We start from the raw sequence: 16,938 nt of genomic DNA on the forward strand, positions 1-16,938 counted from the left end.
GATGGGTTGAGTACCAATGACCAATGACTCATGACCGATCCAAACCCACCCTAGCCCCCTGGGCTACCCCTCCCCAGAGGGGATGAACCCAATGACCAATGACTAACAACCCATTTGAACCAATATGCTCAGTCGCGTTGCTGATTCGATTTACTGGTTGAACCGCTATGTCGAGCGGGCAGAGAACATCGCTCGGTTCGTCGATGTCAATTTGAATCTTTTGCTAGATTCTCCCAGCGGGGTAACTCAGCAGTGGGAACCTCTGATCATGACGACTGGGGATTTGCACCTGTTCAAACAGCGCTATGGGGAAGCTACCGCAGAGAATGTGATCCGATTCCTCACCTTTGACAGTGATTATCCGAATTCCATCCTCTCTTGCCTGCGGTTTGCCCGGGAAAATGCCCGCTCTATCCGTGAAATTATTTCCTCGGAAATGTGGGAACGGGTGAACGATTTTTACCTGATGGTCCAGGATGCCTGTCAGGTCGAAAACTCGCCCAACTGGTCAGAGTTCTTGCAGAAGGTCAAACTGGCCAGCCACCTGTTTGCTGGGGTGATGGATGCCACCATGACCCATAATGAAGGCTGGCATTTTGGGCAAATTGGCAGATTTCTAGAGCGGGCCGACAAAACAGCCCGGATTCTGGATGTGAAGTACTTTATCCTGCTGCCCTCCCTGAGGGATGTGGGCAGTACGCTGGATGAATTACAGTGGATTGCCTTACTCAAGTCGGCCAGTGCCTATGAGATGTACCGGAAGGGGCAACATCGGATCACCCCCACCGCTGTGGCAGATTTTTTGGTCCTGGAGCGAAATTTCCCCCGATCGATCCGCTTTTGCCTCATGATGGCTGAGCAGAGCCTCCACCAGATCACCGGTACACCCATCAGCACCTGGCGCAATCCGGTGGAACGGACTTTGGGTCGTCTGCGCGCCGATCTGGACTATCTTCTGATTGAGGACATCATTACGACAGGACTGCACGAATTTTTAGACAATCTGCAGCAGCAGATCAATGATGTAGACACCAAAATCTTTGAAACCTTCTTTGCCCTCCAGCCGATTCCCGCTAACGCCTGAATCCAAATATGTTATGGCCAGTCCAGGCGTTGCAGGTAACCCCGCTAACCCCACATCTTTCCCTGATGCGTTATCAAATTGCTCACACGACAACTTATACCTACAGCCTGCCAGTAATTCTGCAACCTCACCTGGTCAGGCTCCGGCCCCGCTGTGATGGTACCCAATCTTTGTCAGCCTTCTCTCTGAAGGTCTCCCCCGCACCAGCCAATGCCTCGCCCCTGATTGATCTGGATGGCAATACCCCAATTAAGCTCTGGTTCCCACCAGAAACCGTCACCCACCTGGAGATAGCCGTACTCTCCCAGGTAGAGACTTACCGAACCAATCCCTTCAACTTTCTACTCGACCCCTGGGCCATCCAACTGCCGATCGACTATCCCCTTTCCCTCGTCTCTCAACTTCAGCCCTATCTGAGTGCTGCCGATCGACCGATCGACCCGATTGCCCTGCAATTGTCCCAGGAGTTGAGTCACACCGTTCACAATGATACGATCTCGTTTCTGAGCCAACTGAATCAGCAGATTCATCAAACTTGCCGCCATACCCTGCGGGAAACTGGAGATCCCTTACCCGCAGGGCTGACCTGGAATCAGAAGTTGGGTTCCTGTCGGGATTTTACGGTCCTTTTTATGGAAGTTTGTCGGGCTGTGGGTCTGGCCTCTCGCTTCGTCAGCGGCTACCAGGAAGGGGAACCAGGGTGGGAACGGCACCTGCATGCCTGGGTAGAGGTCTACCTGCCAGGGGCGGGCTGGCGTGGCTATGATCCAACTCAGGGGCTGGCGGTTGCCGATCGTCACATTGCCCTGGTGGCCAGTGCCCATCCCAAATATGCCGCTCCGGTTACAGGCAGCTTTGCCCCCGCTGCAGGGGTGCAGGCCACCCTGAAGCACAGTCTATCAATTCAGGGTCTGTAAAGGTCATTCAGAGATCTATGCCTGGAAGATGGCTCAAGCCGAGAACCCCGAGGATGGGGCTCTTAGCTAACGGAAGCACACTATACCTGTCCGAGGAAGGGCAAATCCCTACGTCTATAATAGGTTCCAGAATAGGTTCCAGATGTCTTCCCATCTTTTATGCTGATTAATCACAGTTCCCTGCTGTTGCATAACCCCACCCAACTGAACTATGGCATGGCGGTTACGGATGTTGACGGAGATGGGGCATTTGAACTTTTTGTAGCTGCGTTTAGAGGGGCAAACCTCGTCTTAAAGTGGAATGGTTCCGGTTTTGTGAATATTGCAGATGCAACCCTGGCTGATGAGGACCGGCAGGCCATCGGAGTTGCTGCCGGAGATTTGGATGGAGATGGCCGGGAAGAAATCTATGTGCTCAACACAGATAGCTTTTCGGGACGCAAGCAGTGGGGCGATCGTCTATTTGATTGGCAGGATACCCAATGGGTGGATTTGTTTTCCCTGCCTGAGAATCAGGATGCCCTGAACTTGACCGCAGGCCGATCGGTCGCCTGTCTAGACCGTAAGGGGAATGGGCAATATGGCTTCTTTGTGGCAAACTACGGCGGTCCCATGCGCCTTTATGAACTCAGCGAAACCGGGATGTTGGCTGATGTGGCTCCAGATGCCGGGATCAACTGGAAAACAGGGGGGCGGGGGGTGGTGACGGTGCCTCTGGTCTCCGATCGCATGGATATCTTTGCCGCCAATGAGGGAGGGCCTAATTTTCTATTTCGCAATCGCGGAGATGGCACCTTTGAGGAAATTGCTGAACAGGCTGGGCTGAGCGATCCCCTGGAACAGGGCCGGGGGGTTGCGGTGCTGGATGCCGATCGCAACGGCACCTTTGATCTGGTCTACGGGAACTGGGAAGGACCCCATCGCCTCTTCCTCCAAGTGGCACCGGGTAAGTTTCAAAATGTGGCTCCGCCAGAAATGGCCCATCCTACTCGCATTCGGACCGTAATTGCAGCAGATTTTGATAATGATGGCTTTGAAGAACTGTTTTTCAACAATATCGGTGGCCCCAATGCCCTGTTTGGATTGCGCGATCGGGATTTGATCCCCCTGGAGATTGGGGATGCGCTGGAACCGGGGGGGTTAGGCACTGGGGCCGCAGTCGGTGATTTTGACCAGGATGGCCGCTTGGAGCTGGCGATCGCCCATGGGGAATCCGGAGCCCAACCGATTTCCCTCTATCGGGTTGCAGACAATGGTCACAACTGGCTGCGGGTCTTGCCGTTTACAGCTCAGGGGGCACCCGCTCGCGGAGCCATTGTGACCCTGACGACTCAAAATCGAGTCCAGCGCCGGGCGATTAATGCAGGTAGCGGATACCTTTGTCAGATGGAACCCGTGGCCCACTTTGGGCTTAGCCATGAAACCCAGGTAGAGCGGATCGAAGTGCGCTGGCCAGATGGCCATCAAGCAGTGATTCACCATCCTGATGTCAATCAACTCCTCCGGGTGAACCATCCAACCTGCTAGTCACCAGTCATTTTGGGCAAAACTCGGCCAACCAGATAGGGGACCGTGACATTGCTTTAAGATTACTTAATGAATCGATCAATCCATCGATCCGAGATCCCCTGATCTTCCCGCAGGTAAAACCAACAATGTCTAAAGTGCTTGATCGCGATGCCATTCTAGAGATTTTACGTCCCGTCCAGGATCCTGAACTCCGCAAGAGCCTGGTGGAACTGAACATGATTCGTAACGTGCAAATTAACGCCGGGAAGGTCAGCTTTACCCTGGTCTTGACTACCCCCGCCTGTCCTCTGCGGGAATTCATTGTGGAAGATTGCCGGAAGGCCATTGAGACCTTACCCGGAGTCCGTGAAGTCGTGGTTGATGTGACTGCAGAAACTCCCCAGCAAAAATCCTTGCCCGATCGCACCGGGATCCAGGGAGTTAAAAACATCATTGCCATCACCAGTGGTAAAGGTGGGGTCGGAAAGAGTACAGTCACGGTGAATGTGGCTGTGGCCCTGGCCCAGCGAGGGGCTAAAGTTGGTCTGATTGATGCTGACATCTACGGTCCCAATACCCCCACCATGCTGGGTCTGACCAAAACCCAGGTAGCTGTTCGCCAATCTCCCCAGGGCGAAATTCTGGAGCCAGCCTTCAATCATGGGGTCAAGCTGGTTTCCATGGGTTTTCTGATTGGGGCAGATCAGCCCGTGATCTGGCGAGGCCCCATGTTAAATGGCATTATTCGCCAATTTCTCTACCAGGCAGAGTGGGGAGAACTGGATTACTTATTCGTGGATATGCCTCCTGGCACTGGAGATGCCCAACTCACCCTGGCACAGGCCGTTCCGATGGCTGGAGCCGTGATTGTGACAACGCCCCAGACCGTTGCCCTGCAGGATTCTCGGAAGGGGCTTAAAATGTTTGAACAACTCGGCGTTGCCATTTTGGGCATCGTGGAAAACATGAGTTACTTTATCCCTCCCGATCTGCCCGATCGCCAATATGACATCTTTGGTTCTGGAGGCGGTGAAAAAACAGCGCAGGAATTAGGCATCCCGCTGTTGGGATGTGTGCCCCTGGAAATTTCTCTCCGGGAGGGAGGCGACGCAGGTCTCCCCATTGTTCTCTCAGACCCTGATTCTGCCTCAGCCAAAGCCCTGAGCGCGATCGCTGAACAGATAGCCGCCAGAGTTTCCATCGCTGCCTTGACCTGATGTAGCCATTTAAGCCCCTTCCCTCACCAGCCGATCGGGTTTTCTATTCACCTTTGTATCTTGACCTTTGAATTGATATCCAATGCTCCAGAAGTCCTTGATTAAAATCAGTTGGAAGTCAATTCTCCAGCCCTGGCAGGAGGTTGATTGGTGGCTGTTTATTCTGCCTGTTGGCTTAACCGTTTTTGGCGGAGTCATGATCCGCAGCACAGAATTAAACTACGGGTGGACGGACTGGCGTCAGCACTGGATTGTTGGTGGGGTGGGGCTAACATTGGCCCTGGGGCTAGCCCGCATCCGCTACGAGTACCTGGCCCGCTGGCACTGGGTAATTTACGCCATCACCAACCTGTCTTTGCTGGCCGTCATTTTCATCGGTACCTCTGCCCTGGGTGCTCAGCGCTGGATCACGATCGGATCTTTTAACGTCCAGCCCTCCGAATTTGCCAAGCTGGGGGTGATTATTACCCTGGCCGCGATGCTGCAGGCCAATCCTCACCCGACTATTCTTTCTGTCGCCCGGGTGCTGGCGGTGGTGGGCGTCCCCTGGGGGCTGATCTTCATTCAGCCTGACCTGGGCACCTCTCTCGTGTTTGGGGCGATCGCGCTAGGGATGCTTTATTGGGGGAATGTTAACGCCGGGTGGCTCATGCTGCTCTGCTCTCCGATCGTCTCAGCCATTTTATTCAATGCCTTTTTCTCCAACTGGTTGATTAGCGTCGCCCTGTTTTGGGTCTTACTGATGGGGGTGATCGCCTGGTACACCCTGCCCTGGTCCTGGATGGGGAGTTTGGGGGCGATCGTGATCAATCTGGTATCGGGTGAACTGGGACACATTCTCTGGGGGCTACTGAAGGATTACCAGAAAGACCGGATTATTCTGTTCCTGAATCCTGATAAAGATCCCCTGGGAGGAGGATATCACCTGATTCAATCTCGGATTGCCATTGGGGCCGGTCAACTCTGGGGCAGAGGGTTGAATCAGGGCACCCAAACCCAGTTAAATTTCATTCCGGAGCAGCATACCGACTTTATCTTCTCTGCGATCGGGGAAGAACTGGGCTTTATGGGCTCCCTCTTTCTCCTGGTTGCCTTCTGGCTCATCTGTCTCCGCCTGCTGATCATTGCCCAGAATGCCAAGGATGACTTTGGGTCTTTACTGGCTGTTGGGGTTCTCTCCATGCTGGTGTTTCAAGTCGTGGTCAATATCGGGATGACGATCGGCCTTGCCCCGGTGACGGGCATTCCCCTACCCTGGGTTAGCTATGCCCGGTCTGGCATGCTCACCAACTTTATGGCGATCGGGCTGGTGCAATCCGTCTCGAACTACCGACAACGGGTGAAATACTAGTGCTGCAACCATAAGTTTTTGGTGTCCTGGCTTCATCAAGTCTTGTGTCACACTCCAGATCTCCAGATCAACCCAGGCACTATAAAAGCATGGCTGTTCTTTCCCTGGCAGGCTTATGACCTCTCCTGAACCTTCTGCCGAACTACCCTCCACGCTCTTGCTGCAACCGAAATCCCGGAGCAAAGATGCGGGGCTGGCCCCTCTGTTACTAACGGTGGTGGAACTGGTGCGACAGTTGATGGAAGCCCAGGTGATTCGGCGGATGGAAGCGGGCGATCTGACCGATGCCGATCTGGATCGGGCTGCCGAGAGCTTACGCAAGCTGGAAGAGCAGGTGGTCCATCTGTGCGAAGTGTTTGAGATTGATCCAGCCGATTTGAATATTGACCTGGGGGAAATGGGCACCCTCTTACCACAATCAGGGGGCTATTATCCAGGAGAAAAGTCCAGTCAACCGACTATTCTGGAGTTGCTCGATCGGCTGCTCAATACAGGCATCGTGGTGGAAGGGGATGTTGAGTTGGGATTGGCTCAGTTGAACCTGATTCATGCCAAACTACGACTGGTATTAACGTCTAAACCGCTTTAATGCCCACCAAATCCATTGATCTTGACGCGGGATATTGACCTTCAAATTTTGCATTCCCATGGGATACGGTCTCTACCTCTATGGCATTCTTCCTGCACCTGTGCCCCGTGAACCCCGACTGCAAGGTCTGGACCAGCAACCGGTGCATGTGCATACGATCGAAGATTTTGTCTTTCTCTACTCGGAAGCCCAGCAGGAGCGATACCTGGCCAGTCGGCGTAACCTGTTAGATCATGAGCGCGTTCTGGAGCAGATGATGCATGCTGGCTATCGAACGCTGTTACCGCTCCAGTTCGGTCTGATTATTGAAGACTGGGAGACGGTGGCAACACAACTGACGATTCCTCACCATGATCCCCTAAACCATCTTCTGCAGAAACTGGCAGGCCATCGAGAAGTAGGGGTCAAGATTTTCTGGGATCCTGCTGCCGAATTACAGATGCTGATGGAGGAGAATCAATCCCTCAAAGCGGAACGGGATCAGTTGGAAGGCAAAAACCTCAGTATGGACCAGGTGGTCCGGATTGGGCAGTCGATCGAACAAGCCATCCAAAATCGACAGGATAATATCATTCAGGCCTTTAGAACCCAACTGAATCCCGTTGCAATTGAAGTGGTGGAAAATGCCCCTCTGACCGAAACGATGATTTATAACGCAGCCTACCTGATTCCCTGGGACGCAGAAGCAGAGGTGAGCGATCGGATCGATGCCCTGGATCAACAATTTGGCGGTCGTCTACGGATTCGCTACAACAATTTCACAGCCCCCTTCAACTTTGCCCGACTCGACCAGTTATAGGAGAACCCCTATGCTTCTGCGCTTATTATTGGCTCCCATTACAGGTCCATTGGAAGGAGTCACCTGGATCGCCCGCCAGATCCAGGAACGGGTGGATACCGAAACCAATGACCTGGAAAACCTGAAAAAGCAACTGCTTGCCTTACAACTTACCTTTGACATGGGGGATATCCCAGAAGCAGACTTTGAGGCCCAGGAAGAAGAACTCCTGCTCGCTATCCAGACCCTGGAAGACCAGGCCCGCGCCCAGGAATAATCCTTTAGGAGGAGTGGTCCGCAGGGCCAGAGTGGGTTTGAGTGCTAGCTCATGAAAAAAGGGGAGCCTCGGACTCCCCCACAAATCGTCACATAAGTTTGCTCTATAAGATTTAGATCAAAGGGCCTCAGGGCCTGATCCTATCGGGATAAAGTTTGCTGGTAATCAGCCTTGCAGGTCGTTAAAATGCGCTGATCGGTTTCACTCAAGGTTGAAATTGGGTGAAAGCCCTGCAACTTCAGGGAATTAGCCACAGGATTGCCACCAGCAGCAGCAACGGGGTAACTCTTTTCTAGCGCGATTGCATAGGGATGAGCTGTACGCTCATAACTATCTACAACAGTTAAAGCTAATTTGTCAGTTTGAAATTCACCGTGGAAACAATCAAAGGAAGAGGAGGGCATGTAGAATGCACCCACGACCTTACCTTGCTTCACTTCCAGAACCGCGTAGGTTTTCCCGATTTGGTTCGGCTTAACCGACTGACCATAGAGGTAAACCCCATCTTCCGGAAGGGAAGGTTGCACCGCTGGCACGGCCTGGACAACGGCAAAAGCTGCTGTACTGGACGCTGGAGCTGACCCAACCTGGACAGGGACAGCCTGGGTTGATGGCGTTGTCGGCATCAACTTCGGGGCCTCTGAACCATGAACAAGGGTGGCGTGCAAGCTACCTGCTGTTAAGAGCCCGATCGCCAGCGCCAACTGAACAAACGACCCCTTGAACGAGGGAGAGAGAATCATCCACGGTGAGGAGCTGAAATTAATATGTGAATTAAACACCGCAGTTTCCCCTTATCAGGTACCTATTATTAATTATCTGTGAGAGCCTGAATTAGATACAGTGTCGTCACAGCAAATTTACAAACCCACGGGAAAAATCATTCTTTTGGATGAGCCCTGCTGGCAGGCATCCAGATGAGGGGCAGCCGACTGGCTATCAGAAGGCCAAAAGTAGTACCAAGATGCAGAAGGCAGAACCAATCTATTGCCCACCTTCTGCACCCGACTTGCCATTTACAGCCGCCCCTTTAGCTGGCTAGATACTCGCGCACCGTTTCCCGTCGGCGTCGCAGGTGATTGAGCGCCTGGTGCTCCAGTTGCCGAACCCGCTCCCGGCTGATGTTCATCCGCTCTCCCACCTTCGCCAGGGAGAGTTCGTGCCCATCATCCAGGCCGTACCGCAACACCATCACCTCCCGCTGTTGCGGGGTCAGTTCTGCCAGCAAGCCATTGATATCCTGGCGCAGCAGATCCTGAGTCATGTGATGCTCGGGAGAAGGACCATCATCCTCCAATAGCTCCTGCAACTCCGTATCCTGGTTGTCGCCAACGCGCAAATCCAGAGAAACTGGTTGGCGAGCCATCGTCAGATATTCCCGAATTTGAGCTGGTTCCAGTTCCAGGACGGCAGCAATTTCTGCCGAGGTTGCACTTCGGCCCAACTTTTGAGCCAATTCCCGCTGCGTCCGCTTGATTTTATTCAGCTTCTCAGTAATGTGGATCGGCAAGCGGATGGAGCGGGCCTGCTGGGCGATCGCTCTGGTAATGGCCTGGCGAATCCACCAGTAAGCATAGGTCGAGAATTTATACCCTCGCATAGGGTCAAACTTCTCTACACCCCGTTCCAACCCGAGGGTGCCCTCCTGGATCAGGTCGAGGAATTCCAGGTTGCGCTTCTGGTATTTCTTTGCGATCGCGACGACCAAGCGTAGATTCGCTTCGATCATCTTGCGCTTGGCTCGCTGCCCTTCTTTCACCACCCGGAGCAATTCTGCTTCAGCCAAGTGGACCTGTTCAGCCCATTCCTGCTGAGAGGGCTCCCGCTTGAGTTGCTGGGCCAGATTTTCCTTCTGCTCCAGCATTGTCATCAGTTGCTGCACCTGTTTACCATAGATGATCTCCTGCTCGTGGGTTAGCAACGGAACGCGCCCAATTTCGTGCAGATAGGTGCGAACCATATCAACACTGAACATCGGATTGGCGGTTTTAGTTTTAGTGTTAGCAGTGGCCATGGTACGTCGTTAACTCAACAGAAAAAGCTTGGAAATGATTGATGAGCCAGAGACCGATCGAACAGAAGAGAAAATTCTTCCTGCCATTCATTAAAGAATGTTCGTAGATAGCAGCAATTCAGGAGAGTCAGCGTTGAAAGTTGAATACAGAGAGCCCTAAATCTTGAGGTCCAAATCTCCCAAGAGATCAAGTTCAATGACTCCCAATGGGAAACGTAATTTAGAGACAGAAGGAGAATTCCCTTTAGGGAAAACCATCCGATTCTTAAGTTTTGGTTAACCCCTTACTTGTGGTCTAGCCACAAATTATGGCTAGAATCTGTGACTAGCTTGTGGCTAGAAGTAGCTTTAGGAAATAAGTTCGGGAAAACAACCTTCGGAAGCAGTAGCTTTTAGAGAATAGACTCTAACGAGGAAACACTTCGCCACTGGGAAATACCGGAAAGTAACCCCTAAATACTGTAGGATTCCCAACCCATACAGCAGAGACAACATAAGCGAAGTTAGTACAGCGAAGTCAGTACGAGTTTAATTTTCGATTCAGTATTACTTAGTTTAAGCTTCCGTAAATATTGGGAGATCACCCTGTAGGATGATCCTGGAAGGTAGATACGGGAGCAAGCTACAGGCTCTGTGCCCATTGATCCTGAAGCAGTGTCGTTTTCTCCTTCTGTGCTTTTTTCTATCATGCATCCCTGGCCTGCAACTTGGGGAACAGACGACGGTGTAATAACCGAACTTCTGAAGGCCCATTCAGGGAGGGATAATACCCAACTGAGATAGACCTATTGAAAGGGAGACCAAAACTTTTGTTCCTAAAATATTATAGTACAAAAGTACCTATAATCCCAGATCAGCTTTTGCAGCTTCTGCTGCCTTGAAAACAGTTGGAGTTGGCATATCTTCCCAGGCAACATCCCCAATTTCGGCATAAAAAGTTTCATCGTAGGGCCGAGTTCGAATGACCACGGGCATTGGGACAGCATGCCCTAGGATCAGAGCCTGCTGTTTGGAGTCCAGTTTAGCTAGCACCGATCGCAAACTCTGGCTCCCGGAAACCCCGGTAAAAATTGCGTCAATATCTTTATCATCGTTAAGGAGCGCCGTAATCCGGGTGCCGATTTGGGACATCACTTCATTGTCAATGCCAGAGGGGCGCTGATCCACCACAAGCAGGGTGACAAAGTACTTCCGCATTTCCCGAGCGATCGTTCCGAAGATAGTTTGCCGTACGGAAGCTGGATCCAGAAACCGATGGGCTTCCTCAATCGTAATGACCAGGTGGTGGGGGCGATCGCTGGGATTCTTGGTTTGGAGAAAGTGTTCTGCCTTCCGGACGTAAGCTTGGTGAATTCGGCGCGCGATAATATTTGTGGCCAGCATATAAGACAGTAAATTGGCCTGGGAACCAAACTCAACCACAACATGCTTACCCGCTTCCAGGGAATCCAGAATCTGACCCACATAATTATGAGGACAGGCGCTGCGAATGTACTTCAGTTCATCCAATCGCGTCAATTTGCGCTGCAGGGCCATAATCGAAGACTTATTTCCCATCCGCGTTTCACAAAACTCCTGAATTTCACTGTTGCTCATGGATAACAGCCGGGTAATCCAGGATTTGCCAAACTCATTGCGGAGAATCACCGCATTCTCCAGACTGGCCTCCGAGAGATTCAATTCTCCTCGAACCAGCATTAAATCTTCTACATCAATCTGGTCGTAACTCATGTAGAGTTCCTGGGCATCCCGCACCCCCCGCCGTCGCGTGGATTCAGGATCCAACGTATAGATCTGGACCTGACCGGGAAAGAGCTGGCGTAACCCCTTGACCGTACTGAACCGCTTTCCTTCCTGAGCGGCCTCCCAACCGTATTCCGAGTGCATGTCAAAAATCAGATTCACCGCAGCCCGTTTGCGGATAATGCCTGACAGGAGCAGGCGAGTCAGGAAAGATTTACCCGTGCCCGATTTCCCAAACACCCCATTGCTCCGCTCTACAAACCGATCCAGATCGATGCAGACGGGCACATCCATATCGATCGGCTGCCCGATCGCGAAATTACGCCGATGGGGGTCATCCTCCCAGCCAAACACCACGCGAAAATCTCGTTCGGTGGCATCCATCACCTGGCTGAAATGACTGGGAATTGTTTTCACGGGTTGCAGTTCGATCGAGGAACTACTTTGTGCTTCTAAGGAAGCCAGAGTGGCATTCTGACTTTTCAGCTTTGAGTTCTTCCGCCTGACCTGGGGGGAACGCTCAAGTTCAGGGGTAAACATCAACATGGGCGTCAAATTGATCGTGCCGAAGATCCCTGAACCAGCCAGCACCTCCTGCAGAAACGTGTTGGCTGGTTCAGGAGGATTGGCCAGAATCCGAGAACTGGCTGTGGCCAGGGCAACATCGGTCAACATGCAGAAGAATCGAGATCGAGCCCCATGCACAACCAGAAACTTCCCCACCCGAATATCTTCAACGGAGACATCGGGGTGAAGACGGACCTCCAACCCCTGACTGAGAGACCCTTGAATAACGGAACCGATCGGCTGACCCAGGTTCATCTAAAGTTCACATCGAATTTGCGTAAATTGCCTGTTGCTATCCCACTGCTCATTTCAAACCCGTAAATGCTCGGATGGTAATCAGGAATAGCTCCTGTAGCATGCGCAAGCATAGAGGATACAAATGTGAACAGAAGTACTAAAGGCAATATGCCCAATTGTACTCAAAAATGTACCAGGGAATGTACTACCTATTGGAAATGGCCTTGCACCTGTCAATGTATCCCTGCAGTTAGTGAAATAAAGGCTCAAAAATCATTCCAGCCTGCCTTAAGTACGCTCATACTACGCCATTCTGTAATCTGATTCAAGCAGAATTCCAGTTGGCGGATAGAAGACCTGAATAGTGAATCGGTGTGTCCATTTTTGCTCGGCCAGTGATGGGTTCCGTGGTTGTCGGTCATGACCATGGAGTCGAAGCTGCAAATTCCGCCTGGATTGCAATTTGCAGCTCAGTAAACACCCTCATCCACTGAATCAAAGCAAGGAGATTTCATTGAATGTTTAAACTTCTGAATTACGGGGCGGTATCCGGCCTGGCAGGTTTAGCTGTGCTAGCAACTGCCAGTTCAATCAGGGCCCAGATTCCCTGTTCCTCCACAGGAACAACAGCAACCAACCTGGTTGTTTGCTCTGCCTCCTACATGGGGACCGCCGGTCCAGATGCAGGGGCCGCAGCAGAAATTGCTCCGGATCAGTCGGTTGTCTTTGGCGCAACGCTTGCTGGTAGCTATTTCGATACCCAAACCCTAAAGCTGACCGTAAATGGCATTGTGGGAGGAAACGGGGCGATCGTCCGCGTTAACCCCAAGGGCAAAACGATTCTGTCCGTCACTCGCCTGGGCAGCACAGTGGACGATCTGGCCGTCAATCCAATTTCTGGGGAAATTGCTGCGGTAGGAAATTTTGGTCTGGCCTTGTTGAACAGTTCAGCCAGTTCAGTCCTCTGGAGCAAACCCCTGAGTTCAGGAGGAGGAGCCACGTTTAGTTCTGGCCGCCGGGTAGCCATAGCCCAGAATGGCACCGTGGCAATTTTGTTTAACAAGACCGTGAGTGTCTTCAATTCTCAGGGCACTTCCCTGGGACAGTTTTCCGTGGGTGGTACCTACGTCGAAGACATTGCGATCGACAGCGCTAGCCAGACGGTCATCCTCACAGGCTATAGTCAGAAAGATGGTGGGGGTTGTAGCAAACTGCAGGTCGCCTTTGTGCGTGGCTATAGCTACAGCGGCACCCAAAAGTGGAAAGCCTATGACTGGCTCCATGCTGAGGCTCACGGCACCAAGGAACCTGGTGGTACTAAGGCTTCCCCTTCCTGTGCGGACAGTCGTGGGGTGCGGGTCGCCCTGGGCAGAGACAATCTCCTGTACTTTGCAGGAGAAAGTGCTGGTGGCAACAGCATCTATCGCTATAACGCCAAGAATCTCGCTCAGAAGGCTCCCAACGAAGAGTCTGACATGTACAATCAGGCCTACAATACGGCCTCCAACCATATCACTTACTATGCCCGGTTTAACCCAAGCACCGGGGATATGATGAAAGGTCAGTTTGCTCTGGCCAGATTGCCCCAGAATAAGGGTTCCAAAGGAAATACGATCCGCCCCCGGGCGATCGCAGCGGATGAGCAGGGAAATGTCTACATTGGTGGCATCAGTGCGGCTTACATTGCCAACCGGCCCTCTCCTGGAGTCAGTATTTCGGGCCAACCAGCAGGTACCTATGCGGGTGGAGATAATTTCCTGCTAGTCGTCTCTCCCGATTTCAAGCAACGCAAGGTCTGGACAACCTGGACTGGACAAGGGGCAACCACCAGTAGCGGCACGATCGTAGGGATTGGTGTTGGTAAAGGATCTGCAGCGGTGATCATGACAACACCAGGCAAGATGCTGACTTTCAGTCCCCTGCAAGTCAATCTAGTCGGTGGTGATGATGCCTTTTTCTCTGTTTTTCCTAGCCTATCGGGAAGTCTAGTTCCGGCACCCATACCCCCGATCACGCCATCACCAAGCCCATCACCAGCGCCAAGCCCGTCACCATCACCAAGCCCGTCACCATCACCAAGCCCATCACCATCACCAAGCCCGTCGCCGAGTCCGACGCCAAGGCCGACGCCAGCGCCAAGCCCGTCGCCGAGTCCGACGCCAAGCCCCTCCCCATCACCCACGCCCAGATCGGTGGAGTCACCAAGCCCATTACCGAGTCCATCGCCAGCACCAACACCAACCTATCCTCCTCGGCCAACACCGTCACCCTATCCGGCTCCGGTACGTCGGTAATCGTCTGTCCCTTGTACGGCTCCTAACTTGAAGCTGGTAGGTCAGGTGTCAGAAGAAATCTTTTCTCCTGACACCTGGCTTCTAACTCATTCAATTGGAATCTGGTTGGGGGCTGCCCCAGAAGTTGTTCCTTCCGTTAAAGGAATACGGAAATCCCGATAGAGGCGATCGCGCCACTCAAAGAAGGCAGTGTAAGCACTGTCATCCGCCAGCCCTGGCACCCCCCGGCCCCGCAGATTCTCTGGAATATTCAGGTAGGGGCCATCAGGAAACTTGAGATACAGGGTCATTCCAGCCACTGCAAAATCGGCCAGGGTGGGTTGATCAGCTACCAGATAGGGCTGATTGGCCAGCAGTAGACAGAGCGCTTCCAGGTTCTGCTTGAGCGCATCTTTGGCCAGCTTTAAGGTATCGCTGCCCAGGCCCAGACCCGTGTTAAACGCCCCCAGAATTTCCCCTGGAACAGCCCCCACCAGGTTTTTCAAAATCGGAGGAACAGAAGACGGCAAAGCAGCCGTGCGGAAACTGGCATCCTGGCTGAAAGCCCCCAGCAGTGCCTTGCGGCCATTCTGGCCGATCGACTCATCAGCCCATTCTTCCATCAGCAGACAGAGACCTCGCTGTTTGGGATCTGTGGGCACGATCGGTCTTTCGGGATATTCCCGGTCCAGATATTTAGCGATTTCGGTCGAATCTGCAATGACGGTACTGCCATCCTTCAAAACAGGGACCTGGCGTTGTCCTGATAGACGGAACACTTCGAGTTGTCCGATTCCAGGCGTGACCTCAATCTTGCGATAGGGCACCCCTTTGTAATCGAGAATCAGCCGTACCTTTTCGCAGTAATGAGAGAGTTCGAATTGATATAACTCCAGCATGATGAATCTCCTGTAGCCTGGATCACAGTGCTGTTATGGATAGAAAGGAGGCTAAACCCCCTTCCGATCATGTCACAAGGAAAGAGTTTCCAACCTTGAATCCCACTTGAAATGAGGACACTTCGGCATGCTTTTGGAACTTTCAGCCCTTTGTTCTAGTCTCAGGGAGAAAATTTGTTCATTTCCCTCATGGAGAAGCTCTATGCCGTGGTCACCCTCGATCGAGACCCTCTCAAAAAATGCTGTGACGTTCAGTGGTTTGATGCTCCTGCTCTCGGCGATGTTACCCGCAAATGCCCTGTCTGTAGTTCCTGAAGCCAGTCAAGCCCCTGGGGAAAAGGCGTCCGGGTCTTCTGATGCAGCTTACCTGCTTGCAGACAAGACCAAGGACGATGACGATGATGACGACGATGAGGATGACGACGACGATGACGATGATGACGATGATGAAGGAGGTCGTTACGATCGCAAGCGAGATCGCTATCGCAACTGGCACAAAAAGGGGAACAAACGCCGCAAATGCTTCGACTCCACCACTGTTTATGAAACCAGACGCTGGCGCAGTTCAGTGACGATGACCAGACTGGTACAGACCAATTCCATGGTCGTGTACTTTGACGTGCTTGACAAGCCTGCAACCCGCTATGCCAATGCCGTGTACGTGTTGTATGCCTGGAAGAATGAGCGCTGGGAACAGATCTACACCAGCACAGGGGCCAGACTGATCAACAAACAGGCCGGACGATTTGCCCTACAACCAGAAGTGATTGACCTGGATAAATTGAATCTACAGGGGATTGATCTGGCCACAACACGGATTAAGTCTGTGGTTCAGATCCGCTACGATACCGCAGAAAAGCGCGATCGGAAGCTTAATTTCACAGAGATCTGGGACTACCGCAGCATTACCCAGGTCAACAATGTTCAACAAGTGATCGACATTAGCAACAATATCTCGACCGTTCTCCTAGGCCAGTCTCAGGGGAATTCATCCAATCCAGTTATGCAGAGTATCACGCTGGCGAACGGATTTCGTGTGAGTTACTTGGGGGTTATTTACAGTGACAGACAATCAACCTGGCGCTACAAGATCGAGGAGACATCCGGTTCCAGAGACTTAAGCAATTGGGTTTTGGGTTTACCAGGATGTGTTCGAGTTGCTAATCTTACACCAAGGGGGGAAAGGGTTAACCCTGATCCCAATGCCCGCATTAGTGGCATCAAGTGGCAAACAAGTCGAAGTTTTCAGAGTGGAGAATTCACCATTACTCTGAATGGACGGCATACAGTAGGTAGTATTACGGTCGCAGCCAAGGGACCGGATGTGGCTCGTGGGACGTTACCGGGTCCCAGTTGCGCGATCCAGGGTCTGCAGGGAATCTAACCCAATCGAGGGGTACAAGGGGGAAGGGGATGTTGCGATGAGAAGCAAATTCCCCTTCCTTTTTTGCATGACATTGGTCAGGTAGAGGACTGAATCGGG

14 protein-coding genes are annotated in these 16,938 nt (G+C 52.3%); 10 read left to right on the plus strand and 4 right to left on the minus strand.

All coding sequences use genetic code 11. From position 1 onward, the window contains the following. The first annotated feature begins 124 nt into the window (after positions 1 to 124). The 8 genes from BST81_RS14875 to BST81_RS14910 all read left to right on the plus strand — a co-directional run bounded on the left by BST81_RS14875 (position 125) and on the right by BST81_RS14910 (position 7,722). On the plus strand, positions 125 to 1,084 hold the full coding sequence (locus BST81_RS14875; RefSeq protein WP_075599287.1) for an alpha-E domain-containing protein: 960 nt from the start codon (positions 125 to 127) through the stop codon (positions 1,082 to 1,084). An 8-nt stretch (positions 1,085 to 1,092) separates the two neighbouring features. Then, positions 1,093 to 2,001: a transglutaminase family protein gene (locus BST81_RS14880; protein ID WP_253188306.1), complete on the plus strand. Its 909-nt coding sequence runs from the start codon at positions 1,093 to 1,095 to the stop codon at positions 1,999 to 2,001. Positions 2,002 to 2,160: 159 nt separating this feature from the next. After that, positions 2,161 to 3,528, plus strand: coding sequence for a CRTAC1 family protein (locus BST81_RS14885; protein ID WP_075599289.1), 1,368 nt, complete (start codon positions 2,161 to 2,163; stop codon positions 3,526 to 3,528). A 128-nt stretch (positions 3,529 to 3,656) separates the two neighbouring features. After that, a complete protein-coding gene (locus BST81_RS14890) occupies positions 3,657 to 4,727 on the plus strand; it encodes an Mrp/NBP35 family ATP-binding protein (protein WP_075599290.1) in 1,071 nt (356 codons plus the stop codon). Positions 4,728 to 4,809: 82 nt separating this feature from the next. Continuing rightward, on the plus strand, positions 4,810 to 6,078 hold the full coding sequence (rodA, locus tag BST81_RS14895) for a rod shape-determining protein RodA (RefSeq protein ID WP_075599291.1): 1,269 nt from the start codon (positions 4,810 to 4,812) through the stop codon (positions 6,076 to 6,078). Positions 6,079 to 6,193: 115 nt separating this feature from the next. Beyond that, positions 6,194 to 6,667 (plus strand): gas vesicle protein K, encoded by a 474-nt coding sequence (locus BST81_RS14900; RefSeq protein ID WP_075599292.1) that lies wholly within the window; start codon positions 6,194 to 6,196, stop codon positions 6,665 to 6,667. 58 nt (positions 6,668 to 6,725) lie between these two features. After that, positions 6,726 to 7,466, plus strand: coding sequence for a GvpL/GvpF family gas vesicle protein (locus BST81_RS14905; protein WP_075599293.1), 741 nt, complete (start codon positions 6,726 to 6,728; stop codon positions 7,464 to 7,466). A 10-nt stretch (positions 7,467 to 7,476) separates the two neighbouring features. Continuing rightward, entirely contained in the window at positions 7,477 to 7,722 is a 246-nt protein-coding gene (locus tag BST81_RS14910) for a gas vesicle protein GvpG (RefSeq protein WP_075599294.1), read from the plus strand. Between the two features lie 140 nt (positions 7,723 to 7,862). On the opposite strand, the gene BST81_RS14915 is transcribed toward BST81_RS14910, so the two are convergent. The 3 genes from BST81_RS14915 to BST81_RS14925 all read right to left on the minus strand — a co-directional run bounded on the left by BST81_RS14915 (position 7,863) and on the right by BST81_RS14925 (position 12,301). Then, entirely contained in the window at positions 7,863 to 8,465 is a 603-nt protein-coding gene (locus BST81_RS14915) for a hypothetical protein (RefSeq protein ID WP_075599295.1), read from the minus strand. A gap of 287 nt (positions 8,466 to 8,752) precedes the next feature. Next, complete coding sequence (locus tag BST81_RS14920; RefSeq protein ID WP_075599296.1) at positions 8,753 to 9,736, minus strand: RNA polymerase sigma factor, RpoD/SigA family; 984 nt, start codon at positions 9,734 to 9,736, stop codon at positions 8,753 to 8,755. A gap of 840 nt (positions 9,737 to 10,576) precedes the next feature. After that, positions 10,577 to 12,301: an ATP-binding protein gene (locus BST81_RS14925; protein ID WP_075599297.1), complete on the minus strand. Its 1,725-nt coding sequence runs from the start codon at positions 12,299 to 12,301 to the stop codon at positions 10,577 to 10,579. A 500-nt stretch (positions 12,302 to 12,801) separates the two neighbouring features. Between BST81_RS14925 and BST81_RS28115 the strand changes: the two genes are divergently transcribed. After that, a complete protein-coding gene (locus BST81_RS28115; protein ID WP_075599298.1) occupies positions 12,802 to 14,577 on the plus strand; it encodes a hypothetical protein in 1,776 nt (591 codons plus the stop codon). Between the two features lie 86 nt (positions 14,578 to 14,663). Here the strand turns inward: BST81_RS28115 and BST81_RS14935 are convergent, their stop codons facing one another. Beyond that, the gene (locus BST81_RS14935) at positions 14,664 to 15,455 is read right to left on the minus strand and encodes a glutathione S-transferase family protein (protein ID WP_075599299.1); all 792 of its coding nucleotides are present in this window, start codon (positions 15,453 to 15,455) and stop codon (positions 14,664 to 14,666) included. Between the two features lie 202 nt (positions 15,456 to 15,657). On the opposite strand from BST81_RS14935, the gene BST81_RS28120 reads away from it, so the two are divergent. Next, entirely contained in the window at positions 15,658 to 16,839 is a 1,182-nt protein-coding gene (locus tag BST81_RS28120) for a hypothetical protein (protein ID WP_171974766.1), read from the plus strand. Positions 16,840 to 16,938: the final 99 nt, after the last annotated feature.

The organism is Leptolyngbya sp. 'hensonii' (genome assembly GCF_001939115.1).
GTDB lineage: Bacteria > Cyanobacteriota > Cyanobacteriia.